Origin of the sequence: Gordonia aichiensis NBRC 108223, assembly GCF_000332975.1 — a bacterium.
GTDB lineage: Bacteria > Actinomycetota > Actinomycetes > Mycobacteriales > Mycobacteriaceae > Gordonia > Gordonia aichiensis.
Window position 1 is genome coordinate 12,201 of the sequence record NZ_BANR01000019.1, and the last position, 18,464, is coordinate 30,664.

At 63.1% G+C, this 18,464-nt stretch carries 15 protein-coding genes; 8 read left to right on the forward strand and 7 right to left on the reverse strand.

All coding sequences use genetic code 11. From position 1 onward, the window contains the following. Window positions 1-42: 42 nt before the first annotated feature. The gene (locus tag GOACH_RS16600; RefSeq protein ID WP_005177172.1) at window positions 43-1,635 is read left to right on the forward strand and encodes a glycosyltransferase family 87 protein; all 1,593 of its coding nucleotides are present in this window, start codon (window positions 43-45) and stop codon (window positions 1,633-1,635) included. A gap of 5 nt (window positions 1,636-1,640) precedes the next feature. Beyond that, window positions 1,641-2,591 (forward strand): 8-oxoguanine DNA glycosylase OGG fold protein, encoded by a 951-nt coding sequence (locus tag GOACH_RS16605; RefSeq protein ID WP_005177174.1) that lies wholly within the window; start codon window positions 1,641-1,643, stop codon window positions 2,589-2,591. Here GOACH_RS16605 and GOACH_RS16610 read toward each other — a convergent pair. The 3 genes from GOACH_RS16610 to GOACH_RS16620 form a co-directional block, all read right to left on the reverse strand. Further along, a complete protein-coding gene (locus GOACH_RS16610) occupies window positions 2,582-3,163 on the reverse strand; it encodes a GNAT family N-acetyltransferase (protein ID WP_005177177.1) in 582 nt (193 codons plus the stop codon). The two genes, GOACH_RS16605 and GOACH_RS16610, sit on opposite strands and share 10 nt — an antisense overlap. 10 nt (window positions 3,164-3,173) lie before the next feature. After that, window positions 3,174-4,628, reverse strand: coding sequence for a glycosyltransferase family protein (locus tag GOACH_RS16615; RefSeq protein WP_040519019.1), 1,455 nt, complete (start codon window positions 4,626-4,628; stop codon window positions 3,174-3,176). 83 nt (window positions 4,629-4,711) lie between these two features. Then, window positions 4,712-5,110, reverse strand: coding sequence for a VOC family protein (locus GOACH_RS16620; protein ID WP_005177182.1), 399 nt, complete (start codon window positions 5,108-5,110; stop codon window positions 4,712-4,714). 246 nt (window positions 5,111-5,356) lie between these two features. On the opposite strand from GOACH_RS16620, the gene rpsF reads away from it, so the two are divergent. The 5 genes from rpsF to GOACH_RS16645 all read left to right on the forward strand — a co-directional run bounded on the left by rpsF (window position 5,357) and on the right by GOACH_RS16645 (window position 8,011). Then, a complete protein-coding gene (gene rpsF / locus GOACH_RS16625) occupies window positions 5,357-5,638 on the forward strand; it encodes a 30S ribosomal protein S6 (protein WP_005177183.1) in 282 nt (93 codons plus the stop codon). A 125-nt stretch (window positions 5,639-5,763) separates the two neighbouring features. After that, window positions 5,764-6,282 carry a single-stranded DNA-binding protein gene (locus GOACH_RS16630; protein WP_005177185.1) on the forward strand — a complete coding sequence of 173 codons (519 nt, stop codon included), beginning with the start codon at window positions 5,764-5,766 and terminating at the stop codon, window positions 6,280-6,282. Between the two features lie 61 nt (window positions 6,283-6,343). After that, window positions 6,344-6,601, forward strand: a complete 258-nt coding sequence (rpsR, locus tag GOACH_RS16635) for a 30S ribosomal protein S18 (RefSeq protein WP_005177187.1) — start codon at window positions 6,344-6,346, stop codon at window positions 6,599-6,601. Window positions 6,602-6,620: 19 nt separating this feature from the next. Then, window positions 6,621-7,073, forward strand: coding sequence for a 50S ribosomal protein L9 (gene rplI, locus GOACH_RS16640; RefSeq protein WP_005177189.1), 453 nt, complete (start codon window positions 6,621-6,623; stop codon window positions 7,071-7,073). Between the two features lie 284 nt (window positions 7,074-7,357). Next, window positions 7,358-8,011 (forward strand): universal stress protein, encoded by a 654-nt coding sequence (locus GOACH_RS16645; RefSeq protein ID WP_157227797.1) that lies wholly within the window; start codon window positions 7,358-7,360, stop codon window positions 8,009-8,011. Between the two features lie 32 nt (window positions 8,012-8,043). Here the strand turns inward: GOACH_RS16645 and GOACH_RS16650 are convergent, their stop codons facing one another. Next, window positions 8,044-8,625, reverse strand: a complete 582-nt coding sequence (locus GOACH_RS16650; protein ID WP_005177191.1) for a hypothetical protein — start codon at window positions 8,623-8,625, stop codon at window positions 8,044-8,046. Between the two features lie 653 nt (window positions 8,626-9,278). Here GOACH_RS16650 and dnaB point away from each other — a divergent pair. Next, window positions 9,279-11,513 (forward strand): replicative DNA helicase, encoded by a 2,235-nt coding sequence (dnaB, locus tag GOACH_RS16655; RefSeq protein ID WP_040519030.1) that lies wholly within the window; start codon window positions 9,279-9,281, stop codon window positions 11,511-11,513. Between the two features lie 60 nt (window positions 11,514-11,573). Here dnaB and GOACH_RS16660 read toward each other — a convergent pair whose 3' ends face one another. From GOACH_RS16660 to GOACH_RS16670, 3 genes are all read right to left on the reverse strand, one after another. Next, complete coding sequence (locus GOACH_RS16660; protein ID WP_005177193.1) at window positions 11,574-13,241, reverse strand: GTPase; 1,668 nt, start codon at window positions 13,239-13,241, stop codon at window positions 11,574-11,576. Next, complete coding sequence (locus GOACH_RS16665) at window positions 13,241-17,032, reverse strand: GTPase (RefSeq protein WP_005177194.1); 3,792 nt, start codon at window positions 17,030-17,032, stop codon at window positions 13,241-13,243. The genes GOACH_RS16660 and GOACH_RS16665 overlap by 1 nt, the downstream gene beginning before the upstream one ends. Before the next feature lie 547 nt (window positions 17,033-17,579). Beyond that, entirely contained in the window at window positions 17,580-18,206 is a 627-nt protein-coding gene (locus GOACH_RS16670) for a DUF6308 family protein (RefSeq protein ID WP_005177195.1), read from the reverse strand. Window positions 18,207-18,464: the final 258 nt, after the last annotated feature.

An 18,464-nucleotide genomic window follows, 5' to 3' on the forward strand; every position in this document is an offset into this window, starting at 1 on the left:
ACGCGACTCGACGACGCCGCGTCGGCCAGGACACAGGAGAGCGTGATCTCCGACGGGGGTGTGGCGAGTCCGGTCACTCTCTCGAACGATAAGCGCGTCGACGATGCGCGGGTGATCCTCTCTCGCACCGACCCCGTCGTCGAGGATGCGAGTCGCGCGATCGGCGGTCCGCTCGGTGCGCATGGCGCCGTCGGCCGAAGTCGCCGGTGGACGCCGATCCGGGTGTTGTTCCTGCTCTCTCTGTGCGCGCTGGCGCTCAGCTGGTACGGCAAGGCGGGATGTCTGCAACAGGCTCCTGCGACGTCGGCCGCCAACGACGCCGGGCACTCGATGCGGCTCGACTGGGACAACCAGAGACAGTTCACCGACCTCTGCTATTCGGACGTGATCGCGCTCTACGGCGCAGAACGTCTGGACAAGGGGGCATTTCCCTATCGCGCGTACTGGTTCCAACAAGACCAGGACGGCAACACCATCAAGCGATACATGGAGTATCCGGTGCTGACCGGGCTCTACATGTATGCAGCGGCGCAGGCGGCGCACGGGTGGGAGTGGTTGCACGACAATCTCGGCATCCCGGGTGCGCTGAGTGTCGTACTGTTCTTCGACCTCGTGGCACTCGGACTCGCGCTGTTCTGGCTCGTCGTTGTCTGGGCGACGGCACTGACGGCCCGCGTCCGCATCTGGACAGCGTGGTTGGCTGCACTCTCACCCCTGGTGATCGTGCACGCGTTCACCAACTTCGACGCCATCGCGGTGGCGATGGTCGCAGTCGCGATCCTGGCGTGGTCGCGCAACAAGCCCTGGTTGGCCGGGCTGTTCATCGGACTCGGCGTCGCGTCGAAGTGGTATCCGATCCTGCTGCTGTTCGTCCTCCTCGTGCTGTGCCTACGCGCCAGACGGGTGACCGACTTCTTCGCAGCGGCGTCGGTAGCAGTGCTCACCTGGGTCGTCGTCAACCTTCCGATCCTCGTGCTCTATCCACGCGGCTGGTACGAGTTCTTCCGCTACAACGGCGAGCGCGGCGCCGACTCCGACACGATCTTCCGCATCATCGCCAAAGCGGCTGGTTTCACATGGAACATCACACTGCTGAACGCGGTCACGCTCGGTCTGCTGGTGATGATCGCGTGCGGTATCGGCTACATGGCATTGCGGGCACCGACGCGCCCGCGGCTGGCGCAGCTGGCCTTTCTCATCGTCGCGGGCTTCCTGCTTGTCAACAAGGTGTGGAGTCCGCAGTACTCGCTGTGGCTGGTGCCGCTCGCCGTGCTGGCGATCCCCCACACGCGGCTGCTGATGGCATGGATGGTGGTTGACGCACTCGTGTGGGTGCCCCGGATGTCGCTGTTTCTCGACCCCTCCCGACGATGGCTGCCCGAGGGCTGGTTCACGCTCGCGGTGGTGCTCCGCGGGCTGATGGTGTTGGTGCTGTGCATCGTCGTGATCTGGCAGATCTACCATCCCGAGGACGACCTCGTGCGACGTGACCGCCTCGGTAGGCCGCTCGACGACCCCGCCGGCGGACCGCTCGATGGTGCCGTCGGTGCGTACCCGCCGCTCGAATCGGCGAATCCCGACGCGGTGGGGGCAGGGAATCCGGGTGGAACCGCGGGACGCCTTTCGACGTCCTAGCTTGCATGACACCACCCGACATCTCAGCCCCAACCGAACTCATCGACTGGGTGACGCATCGTGACCGCGCCGCCGACCTCATGACAGACACAGTGCAGACCGACGGAGCCTGGTGGCGCGACGAACTCGTGACCGCAGGGCTTCCCGACGCCGCGATCGGCTCGTCCCGGTCGCGGGTCGAGTTGTTCGAACTCGGCGCACAGGCGTCGGCGAATCCCGACGCAGCCCTCGCGCTGTTGTGGAACACCGTCGCGTTCTGCACGGGCCGCGCAATGGCCGACAACCGCAAGCGCATCGTCGCGGTGAGTGCCAATCGCGACCGCGTGGCGCGCTTGTTGCAGAAGGCCGCCGAGGTGGCGTCAACGGATCCCGATACGGCCTACGACCTGCTGCGTCCGGGGCGTGCCAATCGCATCGACCGCTTCGGGCCGAGCGGATTCACCTGGTATCTCTACTTCGCGGGTGCCGGCGCCGCCGACCACCCGTGCCAGGTGCTCGAACCCGCGATCGCGCGGGCACTGCGCTGGTCCGGGTGGGACGCGCTGAGCAGCACCAACTGGTCGGCCGACGAGTACGTCGACTACCTCGGTCTGCTGCGCCGCTGGCGTACCGAGATCGGCGTCGAGCGCCTCGACATCGTGGTCAACGGTCTCGTCGCGATAGCGCCACCGAGCGGATGGGATCACGGATGGCAGACCTGGCACCGTGACACGTGGTCACAGGACAGTTGGGTACCGGGACCGCTGACAGCACACGACCTCAAGCTCGTCTACCACTGGATGGGTATGCTGTCCGAGTTGAGCCCCACCTCGCCTGCGGCAGAGCACTTCTCGACGATCAAGCCGAAGATCGAGCGGTCCGTCACAGATCTGGGCGAGCCGGGATACCTGCGAAAAACCGGGTACGACAGGTATCACGATGCGCGTGACAGTCGGGTCGGTATGCCCTACTCGTAACGTGAGAGTCGCTGCAACAGAGCAGCTTTCGCGGTGGGCCAGTCGTCGTCGGTCATGGCGTACTGGGCGGTGGTGCGCCAGCCGTCCGCCCAACGGCGATGCTTGCGGAGAAGGCCTTCGAATGTCGCGCCGAGTTTGGCTATCGCTGCCCGTGACTGCGCGTTGTTCTCGTGGGTGTGCCAGACGACGCGGACGGCCCCGCACTCCTCGAATGCGTGCCGTAGCAGAAGGTACTTCGCCGTGGGGTTGACTGCCGTGCCCTGCGCGGAATCGGCGTAGAACGTGTACCCGATCGCGACCGCGAGGTTGGCCTGGTCGATGTCGTAGAAGCTCGTCGAGCCGACCACCCGACCGTCGCTGTTGTCGACGACGGCGTAGGCGATCCGGGAATCGTCGGCGTCGGCCGCGGCGATGTACGCACGTGCCGACTGCTCGTCGTCGGGTACCGATGTCCAGGCGAAGCGCTGCCGATCGTCGACCACCTGCGCGAGCGCGGGAGCGTCGTCGAAGGTCAAGGGGCGCAGCGTGACCCGCTCACCGACGAGCGTTTTGGTACCGAGCCAGTCGGTCACTTCGACTCCTCTACGACGACGTCGCCAGGACGGGTTCGGGCTCGCCTGAGGGTCGTGGCCGGGGAGCGACGATGGTGGCCAACGGTTCTCGCAGCGGGGAGCGTACGAAGGCGAACATCAGGTACAGGTGGATCGCTGCGGTCACCCACACACCGATGTTGACGCCGGTCATGACCCACCACTGCATCGGCGACCCCGCGGTGTAGATGCCGAACAATCGGAAGATGGTGGTGTCCAGGATGAAGTCGGCGATGAGGTAGGCGATGATGATGGGCCAGCGTGTTCTCAGCAGGATGAAGAACGGCAGGATCCACAGGGTGTACTGAGGTGAATGCACCTTGTGGAACAACATGAATCCGGCGAGCATCGAACCGGACACGCCGATCCACGGGTAGGTCCCGGACTCGAGATACACCCGCCAGCCCAGGTACACGGCGAGCGCGAACGCGCAGACGATCAGCAGCGGCGACAACATCCCGACAAGTGAGTTGTAGGTGTCGGTCTGGCCCCCTGTGAAATGCCGGAGACCCCAGTACCAGATGGAGTTGGTGTCGACCTCGGACTTGCGCTTGCCCTGGAACGAGAGTGCAGCTTTCCACCCCTCGAAGCCGAGGATCATGAACGGCAGCTGGATCGCCACGACCGTCAGCGCCGCCGACACCGCGGTCATGACGGCACCGGTCCAGTCGAGCGCGCCTGCTCGACCCCGACGATCCGCACCGACGCCCTCGCCGCCGCGAGTGAGCACATACAGCGCCAACGGCAGAGCGAAGAAGCCCGGGTACAGCTTGAGGCAGAAGCCGATTCCCAACAGGATGGCGGCCAAAACCGCCGACGTTCGCAGGGTGAGCCGTCGCTCTCCGGTGCGCGGACTGATCGACGCTCCCCACGCCATCACCGCGACGGCACCGACCGCTGTCGCCACCACGGGCAGCTCCCAGTTGTGGAACGCATAGAGCACCAACGGCGGGGTGGCAGCCCACAGCAACACCCACCAGCGGGTCATCAGCGCGAGCATGATCGTGATGGCGAGCGCGAACGGTGTGAGGATCAGCGCGGAATGCGTGAAGAACTCGGTGTCGTTGTGGGCGCCGATCGCACCGAGGTACATCAGCAGGCCAGACAGCACCGGGTACTCGACGGAGCCGCCGAACAGATGTCCGTCGGCCGTGATGCCGCCGTGGATGAACGGGAAAACGTGATTGTTGATGTCGCGCCCGACCCACAGGTACATCAGGTCGGAGTAGCAGGGCACGACCGCGTTCACGTCACCGACGGGGAAGTGGTGCGAGCGACCGTCTGGGTAGAAGGGCTCACCGCCGCACTTCACCTTGATGACGTAGGACCAGTAGAGAGCTACCGAGGTGAGAAGCAGCGAAACCACGAGGATCAGTGCCGTTTCACCGCGGCGCGAGCGCGTGTACTGCCCGAAGCCCATGGTCGGAGAAGAACGGAGCGCGGGCATGGCCTACAGGGTAGGAGATGGGTGTGCGGTGGGCTGCGTCACCTACCCGAGGCCCCGACGTGTCTTTGCAGGACGAGGCGAACTCACTGGGCGAAACGCGTTCGCGCCGCGGCGGTCGCGGGGCTGAACACGTTGACGAGGTTCCCGTCGGGGTCACGGAACAGCAGTGAGCGATTGCCCCACGGCATCGTCGTGGGTTGGTTCACGAAGTCGTCGACGATGCCCTGCAGCGTCGGGTAGAGGGCGTCGACGTCGTCGACGATGAAGTCCATGGTGACCGAGCGATTGGCTCGCGGTTCCAGGGCGTTCTCCCCGAGTAGGGCGATGGTCTGCGAGCTCGCAATGGCGAGCGTGCCGGTCGGCGTCGCGAACTCGGCGAACAGCGGATGCAGGCGGTTGGCCGTCAGGCCGGTGACCTTCTCGTAGAACGCCACCAGGGCGTCGACGTCGTCGGTGATGATCCGGGTGGCTGCCAGCTTCATGTCACTACCTCTTCTGTGGGGCGGTTTCTGTGGGAGCGGTGACCTCGTGATCACCGACCACTCACGCTAGGACCGATACAGGACAGAATCGGTCCGGAATCAGCCGGCGGGTTGTCAGCGCGGTGGCGGATCATGATTTCGCTGGTCAGGGGTGCCCCGTGTATGGTGGAGCGGTTGCCGACGCAGGCGACCCTCCTGCCACGGACAGTCCGTGGCCGATGAGCCCATAGGAGGTGATGTGGTCTTATGCGTCACTACGAATTGATGGTCATTCTCGATCCGAATCTGGACGAGCGCACCGTCGCCCCTTCACTCGATACCTTCCTCAATGTTGTCCGTAACGACGGCGGCAAGGTGGACAACGTCGACATCTGGGGCAAGCGCCGACTCGCTTACGAGATCTCGAAGCACAGCGAGGGCATCTACGCGGTCATCGATCTCGATGCCGAGCCCAAAACGGTCAGCGAGCTCGATCGTCAGCTCAAGCTGAACGAGTCGGTTCTGCGCACGAAGGTTCTGCGCAAGTAACCCACAGATCCCTGATCGACCGAACGAATCCATCGATCTCGTCGGTGCCGGCACCTAGGGTTGAGGCCAACTCGCGGTGCACATCGACTTCGACGAGTGCCCACACGTAGACCAAGGGGAATCACATGGCAGGCGACACGGTCATCACAGTCATCGGCAATCTCACGGCTGATCCGGAACTCCGGTTCACCCCGTCGGGAGCGGCGGTGGCCAACTTCACGGTGGCGTCGACGCCGCGCACATTCGATCGTCAGACGAACGAGTGGAAGGACGGCGAAGCGCTGTTCCTGCGCTGCAACATCTGGCGCGAGGCCGCGGAGAACGTGACCGAGAGTCTGACCAAGGGAGCCCGGGTCATCGTGCAGGGTCGCCTCAAGCAGCGCTCGTATGAAACCCGCGAGGGTGAGAAGCGCACGGTTGTAGAGCTCGAGGTCGACGAGATCGGCCCATCACTGCGGTATGCCACCGCGAAGGTCAACAAGGCCTCACGCGGTGGTGGCGGCGGAGGTTTCGGCTCGTCCGGCGGCGGAAGCCGCGGCGGCGGGTCGGGATCGGGCCAGCAGGTGGCCGACGACCCGTGGGGCAGTGCCCCCGCGAGCAGCGGCGGAAGCTTCGGCGGCGGGGACGACGAACCCCCCTTCTGATCGGCGACGACGCCCTCAACGCGAAAGAGGGCTTCTCGCAACAACTTTGGAGTAAGAACACATGGCAAAAGCTAAGAGCACCCGGAAGGTGCGCGTCGAGAAGGTCACCAAGACCAAGGCGTGCTCCTTCTGCAAGGACAAGAAGGCCGACATCGACTACAAGGACACCGCGCTGCTGCGTCGTTTCCTGTCCGATCGCGGCAAGATCCGGTCGCGTCGCGTGACCGGTAACTGCGTCCAGCACCAGCGCGACGTCGCTGTGGCCGTCAAGAACTCGCGTGAGGTGGCACTGCTGCCCTTCACCTCGACCGCCCGATAAGCCGGAAGGGGATACAGACATGAAACTCATCCTCACCGCTGCCGTGGAGAACCTCGGCGAAGCAGGCGACACCGTCGAGGTCAAGGACGGTTACGGCCGCAACTATCTGCTGCCCCGCGGCCTGGCCATCAAGGCCACCCGCGGTGCCGAGAAGCAGGTCGAGACCATCCGGCGCTCGCAGGAGGCCCGCGAGGTCCGCGGCGTCGAGCACGCAAACGAGATCAAGCAGGCGCTCGAGAACCTCTCGGGCATCAGCCTGACGGTCAAGACACACGACTCAGGCAAGCTGTTCGGCTCGGTCACCGCTGGCGATGTCGCAGGCGCGATCAAGTCGGCAGGCGGGCCCGTCGTCGACAAGCGCAACGTCGAACTGCCCAAGGGGCACATCAAGTCGACCGGTTCATTCCCGGTCGTCGTGAATCTGCACCCCGACGTGACCGCGACCGTCCAGATCGACGTGGTCGCTGCCTGATTTCGCAGTAGCGTAACTCGGTTCGAGAGCCGGGCGGATGTCATTCCGCCCGGCTCTCGGCGTCTGTAAACGTCGTTGGCAGAGCTGATGATCAAAAAGCCTCGATGCGCGCGCTACGTGACTCATCGCGGCAAGTGGGGTAGTCGGCTACGCAGTGCGGCGTCGACGTGTGCTCGTAGCGTCGGCGGTAAGCGAGTTCCCCGTCCGGGGTGACCGAGTACAAGGATGTGCACGCCTCAGACGGGGCTCGTTCGACCAGAACACTCAGGACCCTCGGAGTCGTCATGCAGCGCACACTCTTCGGACATCACATCAGCCATCACCAGGTCGCGACCATACCGATTCGCACCGGCACGGGGCCGTCGTCGGACGGCCGAGGACACGAGATGCGTCCGCCCGCGGCGCCGGTCATCGTCGGAGTCTGCGGCACCGAGCGATCCCGGTGGGCGGTCGAGTACGCGGCGCGCACGATCGGCGCGGACGCGCCGGTCTATCTTGTCAGCGCCGTCTGTGCGGCACGTCGCGACGGTTACGAGCGATCACGTCGAGGTTCGGCGGAGGAACGTCGGCTGCGTGACGCCCTCGGTGCCGAGGGATACCTCCTCACCGATCTGGCCACCATTTACGAGGTGCAGCGACACGCACGAGAGATCGCCCGCGCTGCGGGGGCACTCGACGTCCACGGTGTGGTGCGTAGCGGCGGACCGGCAGCGGTGCTGACCCGTGAAGCCCGGGCCCTCGGCGCATCTGTTGTGGTCCTCGGCTGCGGTGGGACTCCCACCCAGCTGGCTCGAAAGATCTGTGCGACAGAGGGTTTCCGCGTTGTCACCGTTCCACGCGGCATCGACGCCTGCCTGTTGCTCACCGCGTCGTCGCGTCGAGCTCCTATGGGGTGGCACCGGGCGACGCCGGGCGCATTGCCTGCGACGGCCAGCTGAGGACCGCGCAAGATCAAAGGGTATGGGGCCGCCTATGCCGGTGGTGCGGGGACCGCTGGTAGCTGATTTGACGAACGCATGGCTGCGGGTAGGTAGCGCGGTGCGGGGTTCTCGTTGTGTGCGGTGTCGCCGGCCGGGAAATAGAACTTGTGGAAGCCGGGCGCGAAGATCAGCGCCCGGTTGCCTGTCCGGCACGCGACCTCGGCGGCCGACGGCACGGTGCAGGTCACGCCTGCGATGGTCACCCTCGTGCCGACGCCGAGCCGTGGCGCACGGAAGCCGGTGGTCGAGCCGAAGCGGTAGGTGGTGCCCGTCAGCAGACCGGGACTCGGAACCCACCATGGGCCCTGTGCGTCAGCGGTGATGGCTGCGCCCTGGGTGCCCGGTGGAGCCGTGGCGGGACGGCCCTGACAGCCCACGGAACGGAACGTCGGACCGATCTGACAGTTCCACCGGCCAGTGGTGAAAAACGACCGCCCGTTGTCGGCGTAGGCCAGTGAGCGGAACGACGCCGGATCGACTGCCCGATAGCGCGCGAGGTCGAATGCGGCGGGCAGGGATGTCGGTGCCGCGGAGGCCGGGGAAGCGTTCAGCAACGGGCCGAGCGCGGCCACGGACGCGAGCAACAAGGCAACGCACGAGCGATAACGCTGGCGGTGTCTCCTCGTTGTCGGCACGGCATCCAGTTGACCACATCAGAGCTGTGCGCGAGGGGTAAACGCGCGTCCCGAGCGCCGCCGGGGGACTCCCGACTTCTCTCGAAGAGGCTGTCACTTCGCTGTAGCGCACGTCACGCCGAGTGTTCACCGCATGGTCGTCACGTGCTGGTTGTCAGCTTCCGTCAACACGCCCGACTGGGAGTTTCCCAAGACACGCCGTGCAGAGAAAAGTTCTTTGTTGTGGAAATCGCGCACAGGGTCTGACCTGCGAAGATCGGGTTGTTCACACATGAACTCCCCAACGTTCTCCACAGAGGGTGCACAACCGACGCCGAGTTCTGAGCGCGTCGTCCACAGACCATCCACATCTTCGTCCACAAGCTCATTTGAGTGCGACGATTCGAACTCCTACTGTTCTCGATCAGTGCCCGTCGAGGTCGCGCGTGTCGATGTGCAGATCACCGTGTCAGACCCCCAGGGTATGAACTAAGACGACTCAGCCATCCATCGGCCGTGGGCGGCGGATTCGTCAGCGCACCGCCGTGTCGACGAAGTGACGGTTGGGGGACGTCGATCGTCAGGGTTTCGAGTTCGAAAGGTTGGCACACGTGGCAGTTGTCGATGATCGTGGCCATGGCGCGCCGCGAGATTCCGGACGGCCTGACGAGCCAGACATCCCTGTCGAGGAGTTCGGCCGACAACCGCCGCAGGATATGGCTGCCGAGCAGTCGGTCCTGGGCGGCATGATGCTCTCGAAGGACGCGATCGCCGATGTCATCGAGAAGATCCGGACCAACGATTTCTATCGACCGGCCCATCAGGCCGTCTACGAGGCCATCCTGGAGTTGTATGGCAAGGGCGAGCCTGCCGACGCCGTGACCGTGGCCGCCGAACTCGAACGGGCCGGGGAGTTGCGTCGTATCGGTGGCGCGCCGTATCTCCACACACTGATCTCGACGGTTCCAACTGCTGCCAACGCCGGCTACTACGCCGAGATCGTCGCCGAGAAAGCCATTCTCCGACGCCTCGTCGAGGCGGGCACGCGCATCGTGCAGTTCGGCTATTCGGGTGCCGACGGCCAGGATGTCGCCGAGGTGGTCGACCGCGCCCAGGCCGAGGTCTACGAGGTCACCGAGCGTCGCACCGCCGAAGACTACGTTCCCCTCGAAGAGCTCCTGCAGCCGACGATGGATGAGATCGACTCCATTGCCTCTCGCGGCGGTATTTCACTCGGTGTACCCACCGGTTTCGCCGATCTCGACAAGCTCACCAACGGGCTGCACCCCGGGCAGATGATCATCGTGGCCGCGCGTCCAGGTGTCGGCAAGGCGCTCGCTCTCGACACCCCGCTGCCAACCCCGACCGGCTGGACCACGATGGGCACCGTCAGTGTCGGCGATGAGCTCATGGATCCCAGCGGAAAGCCGACGCGGGTCATCGCAGCGACCGAGGTCATGACCGACCGGCCCTGCTTCGAGGTCGAGTTCAACGACGGCACCGTGCTGGTCGCCGACGAGCACCATCAGTGGGTCGCCGAGATCGACGACGAACGACGCACCCTGACCACCGCGGATCTCAGGGTCCATGTGGGCTGCGCCATGGTGCGCAACACCGAACCGCTCGAGTTGCCGCGCAAGAACTTCGCCTACGGCCCGTACACCGTTGCCGCGCTTGCGGGTATGGCGTTCGACGACCCCGAGATCGGTATCCGGATCGACGCCGAGGGCGACGTCGACGTCATGGCGCTGATGTCCGACCTCGGCGGCCGAATCCCCTATGAGTATCTGCGCGGATCGATCGCCCAGCGTCGAGCGCTACTCGCCGGACTCCTCGATGCCCGCGCCAGCGTCGACGAGGACGGTTGGATCATCGTTCCTGCCGCCACACGCCACATGACCGCCGTGATCGCCGACCTGGTTGCCGGGCTCGGTTACACCTACAAGCGGTCGGCGACCGGTTGGCTCCGCGTCGACACCGGCGACGATGACGTCTTCACCGTCTACCACAAAGCATTGCGCCACAAGGAACTTCGACGCCAGGCCGGAGTCCGACGACTCGTCGCCGTTCGTCCCGTCCGCAGTGTCCCGGTGCGGTGCGTGCAGGTCGACAACGACGAGCACATGTACCTCGCGGGCGAGGCCATGGTGCCGACGCACAACTCGACATTGGCCATGGACTTCATCCGCTCGTGCTCGATCGGCCACCAGATGACTGCGGCGATGTTCTCGTTGGAGATGAGCAAGGTCGAGATCGTGATGCGACTCCTCTCGGCCGAGGCGAAGATCAAACTCGGCGATATGCGCGGCGGTTCCATGTCCGACGACGACTGGACCCGTCTTGCGCGCCGCATGGGCGAGATCTCCGAGGCGCCGCTGTTCATCGACGACTCTCCGAACCTCACCATGATGGAGATCCGCGCCAAGGCGCGACGCCTCAAACAGCGTCACGACCTGAAACTCGTTGTGGTGGACTACATGCAGCTGATGACCTCGGGCAAGAAGGTCGAGTCACGCCAGCAGGAGGTCTCGGAGTTCAGCCGCCAATTGAAGCTGCTCGCAAAGGAACTCGAGGTTCCGGTCGTCGCGATCAGTCAGCTCAACCGTGGTCCCGAGCAGCGCACCGACAAGAAGCCGCAGGTGTCGGATCTTCGTGAGTCGGGATCGCTGGAGCAGGATGCGGACATGGTTATCCTGCTGCATCGCCCGGATGCTTTTGAGCGCGACGACCCGCGTGCCGGTGAGGCCGACATTATCGTCGGCAAGCATCGAAATGGACCGACTGCCACGATTACCGTTGCGCACCAACTACATTTGAGTCGTTTCGTGGATATGGCGCGAGGGTAGTTGTTGTTGTAAGTAAGTAAGACCGTCGAGTTGCGATCCTGTGTCGTTCGGGGCCCGAGTTTAGTCACCCCCAAGCAGCGAGTCGCCGGCGGCGATAGCTGCCCCAAGCTGACTTACGGCCTCGCGTAGTTCGGCTTCGAGTCGGACTTGGTCAGCGGTCTCCTCGGTGATCAGAGTGCGGGTGTACCCGACATAGGACTCCCACGTAGCACGAGCCTGGTCCGTACATGAATCGATAACGTGTTGGCGCTTCTGCGGCTTGTGCCACCCCTGGGTTTGATCAACGTCCGTTGGTCGCTGTTCATCGATCAGTTTGGCGACTAGAATAGCCAGGGGTAGGGCAGCCTCCGCAGCGGAGATATACCGACCTACATTTGAGGTACCCGCGCCGGTTGATCCGGCCGTCTTTCGAGCCGCAGCTGCTTTGTTGCCGACCGCCGTTGTCCTGCCGGCGGTGACGGACTTGGAGGACGCGGTGGCGGTGGTGCGTTTGACAGCGCCTTCGTCTGTAGCGAGGGCTTTCATGATCTTGAGCACGTGGGTTCCCACCTCTTCGACATGATCTGCTGTCTTCCTTGCGGCGGGCGGTGAACTGTCGGCTGTGGTTTCGCTGTGCAGCTCGGCGACTAGTGCAGCGAAGCCATTCCACGAGGGTTGCCGGTGATCGCGCTCCACGGCCTTACCAATGGAACGCTGCAGGCGCTGAAGATGCGAGTCGTGTTGCGCGAACCAATGAGTAAGGGAACTTTCGATCTCGGATTGTAGGTCTAGGCGTGGAGTGTCTGGTCTGCGGAACCACTGGTCGACAACAGAAGCGATCAGGCCCTCAAGGCTGGCTATGGCGGCTTGGTCGATCGAATCGAGTTCGCTCGCCCACGCATCGCGGCGGGCAAGGCCTTGCGCGGCAATACGCGCATTCTCTTCGCATGTCGCAAGCTCGCCGCGCAGGGCGGCGAGTGCATCTGCCACCGCAATTGTCCAGTAGCGATCCGCGGCGGCTGCGCGGTAGTCGATTAGTGAGGCTGCAGTGACCCGCATTAGCTGGTCTCGAAGCGCATTCATGCCATCCCAAGAGCGGTACTTGTCCCAGACCGCAGCAGAAACATCGTTGTCGGGGCCCACTTCTTGGAAAGGATCTTGCGCAACGACAAAGACCGGAACGTCAGGACTAAGGTCGAACAGGTCGCGCAGTTCTGTGACCTTGCGCTCGCACAGATCCTCATACCCCGGAAGGTTGTATTCCGGATCAGCACCAGCTTCATCGAATCGTGAAATGACGAACCACAGAGAGCGCGCGGGCCAATTTCTGTGGATGAGCCTTCTGAACAGATCTCGCTCGGAGGTCACGAGTTGCGGAGTTACTACTACGATGGCTAGGTCCGTCAGTCCCACGGCATCCAGCGCCCGAGATGAATTGCTCTGTCCGCGAATGTCGTTCGCATCTACAGCGAATCCTGGGGTATCACGGACCAGGCAGTCCCCGATTTCGACAGTGTTGCTCTCGAATGTCTCATGTCTGGCACTGATGGTAAGCCAGCCAGGCACCGACTGGCCGGAATCGATGAGCAGTCGGCGAAGCAAAGAACTCTTGCCGGTGTCGTACGACCCGACGAGGGTCGCAACAGGTCGAGAGTTTAGTGCGAACTCTTCCCAGGCCTGAGTGTAACGACTTTCGGACCCGGCGGGTAAGTTGTCGAGCCATTCCTGCGCGGCGTTAATCTGCATCATCACGTCTCCTCGTCCTGGTAGCCAGCCTCTAGTTGGAGCGCGCTCGATACCAGGCGGTTGGCCATCCCATACTTGAATGCAGTCGCATCGCGTAGCGCGACGAGTTCGACCTTCTCGGCCGTGGTGCGCTCAATCAACCTCTGGACTTCCTTCCTTGCCTCATCGAGGAAGCCGGTTAAGCCCGAACCGTTGTCGCCGGCCGTGATTTGAACGACGAGCTGATCCGCTCGAGCTTCGATCACTTGGGTTGCCGCGTCCAGATTCTTGCGGTGGGTTTCAGACTTCTTGCTGTCGTCGAGCATGCTTTTTGCATCTGCTGCAGCCGCCACGGCCCCCAACACAACCCCGACCTTAGCTACGCGTGCTCCGCCTTTGACAGCCCCCCACGGCTTGAACTTGTGGCCGAATTGCTTGCCAATCGCATAGACGGCGTCTCGGTTGCCGAGGATCTTGGCCGCTTTCGCCGCGTGCTCGGCCACGTTTCCTGCCCCTCCGATGATCCCATCGACTGTCCCGCTGGCACGGTTAGAACTGAAGTCAGTAGCAGCGGTTTCATCATTAAGCGAACCGGTCCCACGGAACTCTCTTTCGATCATCGAAGCGTGCTCTTCTTGCCAGCTGAGCAGGTCTTTCTCGGCGCTGGCTGCGTATCGGTCGATTGCTGAGCGCAGGCGAGGATCCTCAGTCCAGCTGTTCGCCACCCTGTCCAAGCCGGCGTTGTCGCCAACAGCTACTTGGTAGAGCTCTGTGGCTGCATTCAGGACTGCGGCGCTGACGAGACGCTCAGCATTCTCGGACAGGGACTTCTGTAAAACCGCGGCATCCGCCTCGGCTGCCGCCAGCGTGGCGATGGCTGAATCGCGCTGTTGGATTGTCTTCGTGTAGGCGTCGAGCTCGGTGCGGAGAAGATTGCGGCGCCGTTTGAGCAAGGTCAATGCCGTGTCGAAACCCGCGATCAACGTTCCAGCGGCCAGCGAAGAGTCAGACAGATCCTTGATGGCGTCGATGAGGGAATCAGTTCCATCCCAAACTCGATTTGCATCGAAGTCATCATCGGTGACACTCGCTGAGTTTCCGACTAAACCGAAGGGATCTGCTGCTACACAGTGGATCGACGCCTCCTCGATGGTGATCGACTTCGCCGCTAGTGCCGCGATGAGTTCTTCTTTCTTCCGGTCCTGGAGGTTCAGAAATGCGTGTGGTTCTACGAGCGGGTCGGCTCCGAGTTCGTCGGAACGGTTGATCAGAAAGATCAGCCTGTCGGCTTTGGCGGCGACCATCGAGGATCCGTTGGCGATCTCTTCAATGACGGCGGTGTTACCGATCAGGAGGTTGACGTGAACGACGACGAAAGTGAGCGATGACTCCGTTATTGAGTTGAGCGCGCGATCGTCGTGGCAGGTGTTTCCGCTCTGGAGTCCGGGGGTGTCGATCAGTTGGAGGCGAGGGAAGTCGTATCTTTGCTCGGTCGCAGTTGCGGGCCGAGCGAGTACTTCCAGTCCATCTTGGCCGGTGAGATCTCCGGCCTCCACCAGGATTCGTCGGATCAGGGAGGTCTTGCCTGAGTTGTAATCACCGAGCACAGTGAACGCCGGCTTGCGTCGGGAGACCTGGCGCATCTCCTTCGCTACCTCTAGCAGGCCGCTGTCGTGCAGGGTGGCGTCGTCCAACTCCTCTGACCACAACCTGATTTCGTCGGGTGACGGGCGGGTCCATGCCTTTGTCATAGCCGTCGTCAGCGCGGAACGGGCCTTGACTGCGCGATCGTGATACATGGTCACTACGGATTCATCGAGGCCCCGCGGTGCATCGTGGCGATGATCGGATTGGAGCCAATCCTCGCCCAACAACAAGGTGCGAAGCTCGGTGGATGACTCGGCGATGACTGATTGAGCCCGGGTGAGGATGTCTTCGACTGCGTGAGTAGCGGTAATCGAGTCTGCTTGCTCAGTGAGTTGCTCAGCTAGGTGAAGGGCGCGCTGTTGGGCGTTGCGGAGGGCGATCGACTTCCGGAGTGACTCCGTGACTATCGGTGCAAGCGATCCCCACGACGCGGCCCGACTGCTCGCAACGATTGCCTCTTCGTATGCGTCGTAGGTTTTTTCCACTGCATCGGTGGCGCCAGCGATCGCTTGTGCCCGTGCTTCGTTAGCCTTCTTCTGCGCGTCATCTTTCATCTTCTTGCCGAAGTACTGTTGCGCCTGGCCCGCGATGCCTACGCCCACAGCGACGAGACCGACAGCCCATCCGGCCGGATTCCAGAAGTTCGCCACCGCGAATGGCGCGGCCACCCCGGCCAGTCCGACAGCGATTCCAGCACCCCGCAGAATGTCACCGGCTGTGTGCTGCCCGTCAGTACCCACGAAAGACGCGGTGTTGAACAGGGAGGAGAGGTCCTTCTCGAAGTCCTGCTCGGCGGTGACCTGGAGTTCGCGGATGAGGAACTCGCCGCGAGCAGCCCACGCGTCTTTGATGGTGGCGTCAATGGCTTGTTCGTTGAAGACTGCGGCCCTGAACGCTGCTTCGTCGATGGCTTGCTTCGTATCGAAGGCTTCTGAAATCTTCAGCTGGGCCTGAGTGTTGCTGTGTCGGCGTTGGGCAGCCAAGCGTGAAGAGGCCTGATGGCGGACGAACCGATCAAGAGAACCCTTGCCCGGGGAGGTAAAGGCGCGGCCCTGCAGATTCTCTAACGTAGCAAGCAAGTCGGACCCAGCTTCCTCGCGCTTAAGGTAGTTCTCGCGCTCACTGGCGGTGGGATATCCAATCACCGCCAGGATCGACTCAATTCCGTCTTCCAGGCGGTGTACATCTGAGACGAATTCACCGGCCATCGTGGAAAGCGCAAGCGACGCTACCCGACATCGTTCGCGGACGTCTTCGCGGAGTGTTGATAATCGAATGTCGCTGGCGCCCAGCTGGATTGCAGTTGTGAGTAGGTTCTCAAGAGTTCGGAAGTTGGACCATCGTGCGAGGTACTCGATGCCGAACTCGTCTCTTTCGTGTTGAAAGCTCTCAGGGCCAGGGCCGCGGAATGGCGTCGTCGCGCGTGCGAAGAGCGCTCGCCTGCTTTGGATTGCTACCAGCGGTGTGCTCCCCAGCCCGATTTGTGCGAGTTCGGTTTTGACGTTGTCGGCGTGCTGCCGGACGGAATCGCTGAGATGCTGACGTCGGTCGTCGGGGACGAGTGCCGGATGCCGCCACCTGCTATTTCGGACGTTGAGCACAGCCACGGCAGGCTTGCCATAATTGCGAATCCATGACGCGATCTTTGCGAATTCCATAGCTTGCTGGTTCTGACTGTCGAAGCACAGGAGGACGATGTCTGCTGTCTCGACTGCCCGACGGGCGGTTGCTTCGAGTTTCTCGCGGCTTTCTGTTCTACCCCACCCGTTGATGCCCGGGGTATCCAACAGTCGGCAATCATGCCATTGGACGTGATGGACCCCGGTGGTCCAGTCGCTCGCGCCAGGTGAAACGTAACCACCGTCGAGTCCGCCAAATGCGGACATGAGGGTGCTCTTTCCGGCGCCTGTCCGACCGAAGAACACGATGTTGAACGACTCGAGAGCGCCCCGTTCGTGGTCGAGGTGTCGCCGAAGGTCACGCATGAAGCCTCGGAGGAACTCGTCAAGGAGGCTGCTTGAGTCCGACTGGTCCGGCTCGTATCGCCCACTTTCGGCAATGTTCACCGCTGCGGCATCCGCCAGTGAATCCAAACGCGTCAGTTCAGCCTGGCCCTGTGCCACGGCTGCGCGTATCGACTGCTCAAACGCCGAACTCTGTTCAGTCACGCATTCGTCCTTCTACGCCCATCGCTTCCTTCTACTCCCATCCCTAAGGAAAGGTATAACAAGGGCGACCGACATTAGCTGGGCACACCAGAGGAACCTGCAGATCCTAGAGACACGTCGCTTACAGGGAGATGAGGGACTCTAGTTGCTCGAGGATTCGAGCAGGAAGAATCAAGCTCCTGGCTGCTGGTCAGGAACTCGACGAGGTGTGCCGGCACCTCGAAGTCGCGGAATCCCCTCCTCTCTGCCGGGCGGGCGGCCTTCGCCATCCTCAGTCGTGCTCATCTGTGCGTGGTGTTCGCGTTGCACACACTCAACCGGGTGGCTGTCGCACTCCGAGGCGATCCCGCTTGAACCGGAGAAGTGCGTTCGGATATTTCTGACCTAGTTGCACGTAATTCACCCAGTCGCCCGTCCGGACGTGCCTGGTCAACCACATGTGGCGGTGGATCATGTTGCTGTCGCACCGGGCCGGACCACCTTCCCTGCATATCGTCCGGGGCGCAGCCGGGTCGACGATCCTCAGAGAGGGCGATGAATCCCCACGTCACCGAGCGCTGCGAGTGGTGCCGTACATCCAGGTGATGACGTCGAGGACTCGTAGCTCGCTGATCACCGTCGGTAGCCCTGCCGTCGTGCGCGCGGCCTGCAACCTGGAACGCAGTCGGGTGTCGCTGGAGAGCGCCGCGTGGATCGGCTGGAGGTGGCGTTGTCGGGTGCCGAGTACTTCCGTGACGACCTCGTCCCAGATCGGGTAGAGGCGAGGGCGTTTGCGTGCGATGAGCTTGGTGGCGATCGTAAGTCCAATGCCACGCACCGACCTGAGGCGGGTTTCGAGTTGCCATGCGGGCCAAGCGGAGTCGATGGGGTCAGGTTCGTCTGCGAGGTCCCTGTCGTCGCCGATCGCGGCCAGGAGACCGTTGAATTCATCGGCACGGTCGCAGAGCAGAGCGCGCGCGGCAGGGCCACCTGCTGACACCGATAGCAGTGTGATGGCGACGAAGTCGTCGGCAGTGAATGTATTGGTGTCGGCGGCACGGGTTCCGGTGGAGTCCCATTCGTCGAACAGTGCCCCCGTGTAGCGGAGTCCCGGGTTGTGGGGTGCGTAGTAGGCAGTTAGTAGTTCGGCGGATGCCGTCGGGTCGTCGGTGGTGAGAGGAGGCGGAAGATGCACGACTCCGATTGTGCGCACTGAGGGGCGGCGACTGGGGACAAAGGGGTTAAAACATACCGGAACTTATACCGGTAGGGCTGTGACCTGGGCCGTCGACATGTCCCCAATGGGAGGCGGCGGAACGGAGGGGGCCCCGAGGCGGCTGGGCGGGCTGGCGGCGGTGTCAGAGAGTGATCGACGGAGCGGGCATCGTCGGATCGTAGGCGACCGCAGGCGGGTAGACGTCACCGTTGCAGGGGGATGGCTCGGCGGGTCGAA

What these genes read in the sequence shown, in the direction of transcription:
- rpsR (WP_005177187.1), top strand. Translation starts at nt 6,344, where the DNA reads ATGGCAAAAGCTAAGAGCACCCGGAAGGTGCGCGTCGAGAAGGTCACC.
- GOACH_RS16615 (WP_040519019.1), bottom strand. Translation starts at nt 4,628, where the DNA reads ATGCCCGCGCTCCGTTCTTCTCCGACCATGGGCTTCGGGCAGTACACG.
- rplI (WP_005177189.1), top strand. Translation starts at nt 6,621, where the DNA reads ATGAAACTCATCCTCACCGCTGCCGTGGAGAACCTCGGCGAAGCAGGC.
- GOACH_RS16605 (WP_005177174.1), top strand. Translation starts at nt 1,641, where the DNA reads ATGACACCACCCGACATCTCAGCCCCAACCGAACTCATCGACTGGGTG.
- GOACH_RS16620 (WP_005177182.1), bottom strand. Translation starts at nt 5,110, where the DNA reads ATGAAGCTGGCAGCCACCCGGATCATCACCGACGACGTCGACGCCCTG.
- GOACH_RS16660 (WP_005177193.1), bottom strand. Translation starts at nt 13,241, where the DNA reads ATGATGCAGATTAACGCCGCGCAGGAATGGCTCGACAACTTACCCGCC.
- GOACH_RS16645 (WP_157227797.1), top strand. Translation starts at nt 7,358, where the DNA reads ATGCAGCGCACACTCTTCGGACATCACATCAGCCATCACCAGGTCGCG.
- rpsF (WP_005177183.1), top strand. Translation starts at nt 5,357, where the DNA reads ATGCGTCACTACGAATTGATGGTCATTCTCGATCCGAATCTGGACGAG.
- GOACH_RS16630 (WP_005177185.1), top strand. Translation starts at nt 5,764, where the DNA reads ATGGCAGGCGACACGGTCATCACAGTCATCGGCAATCTCACGGCTGAT.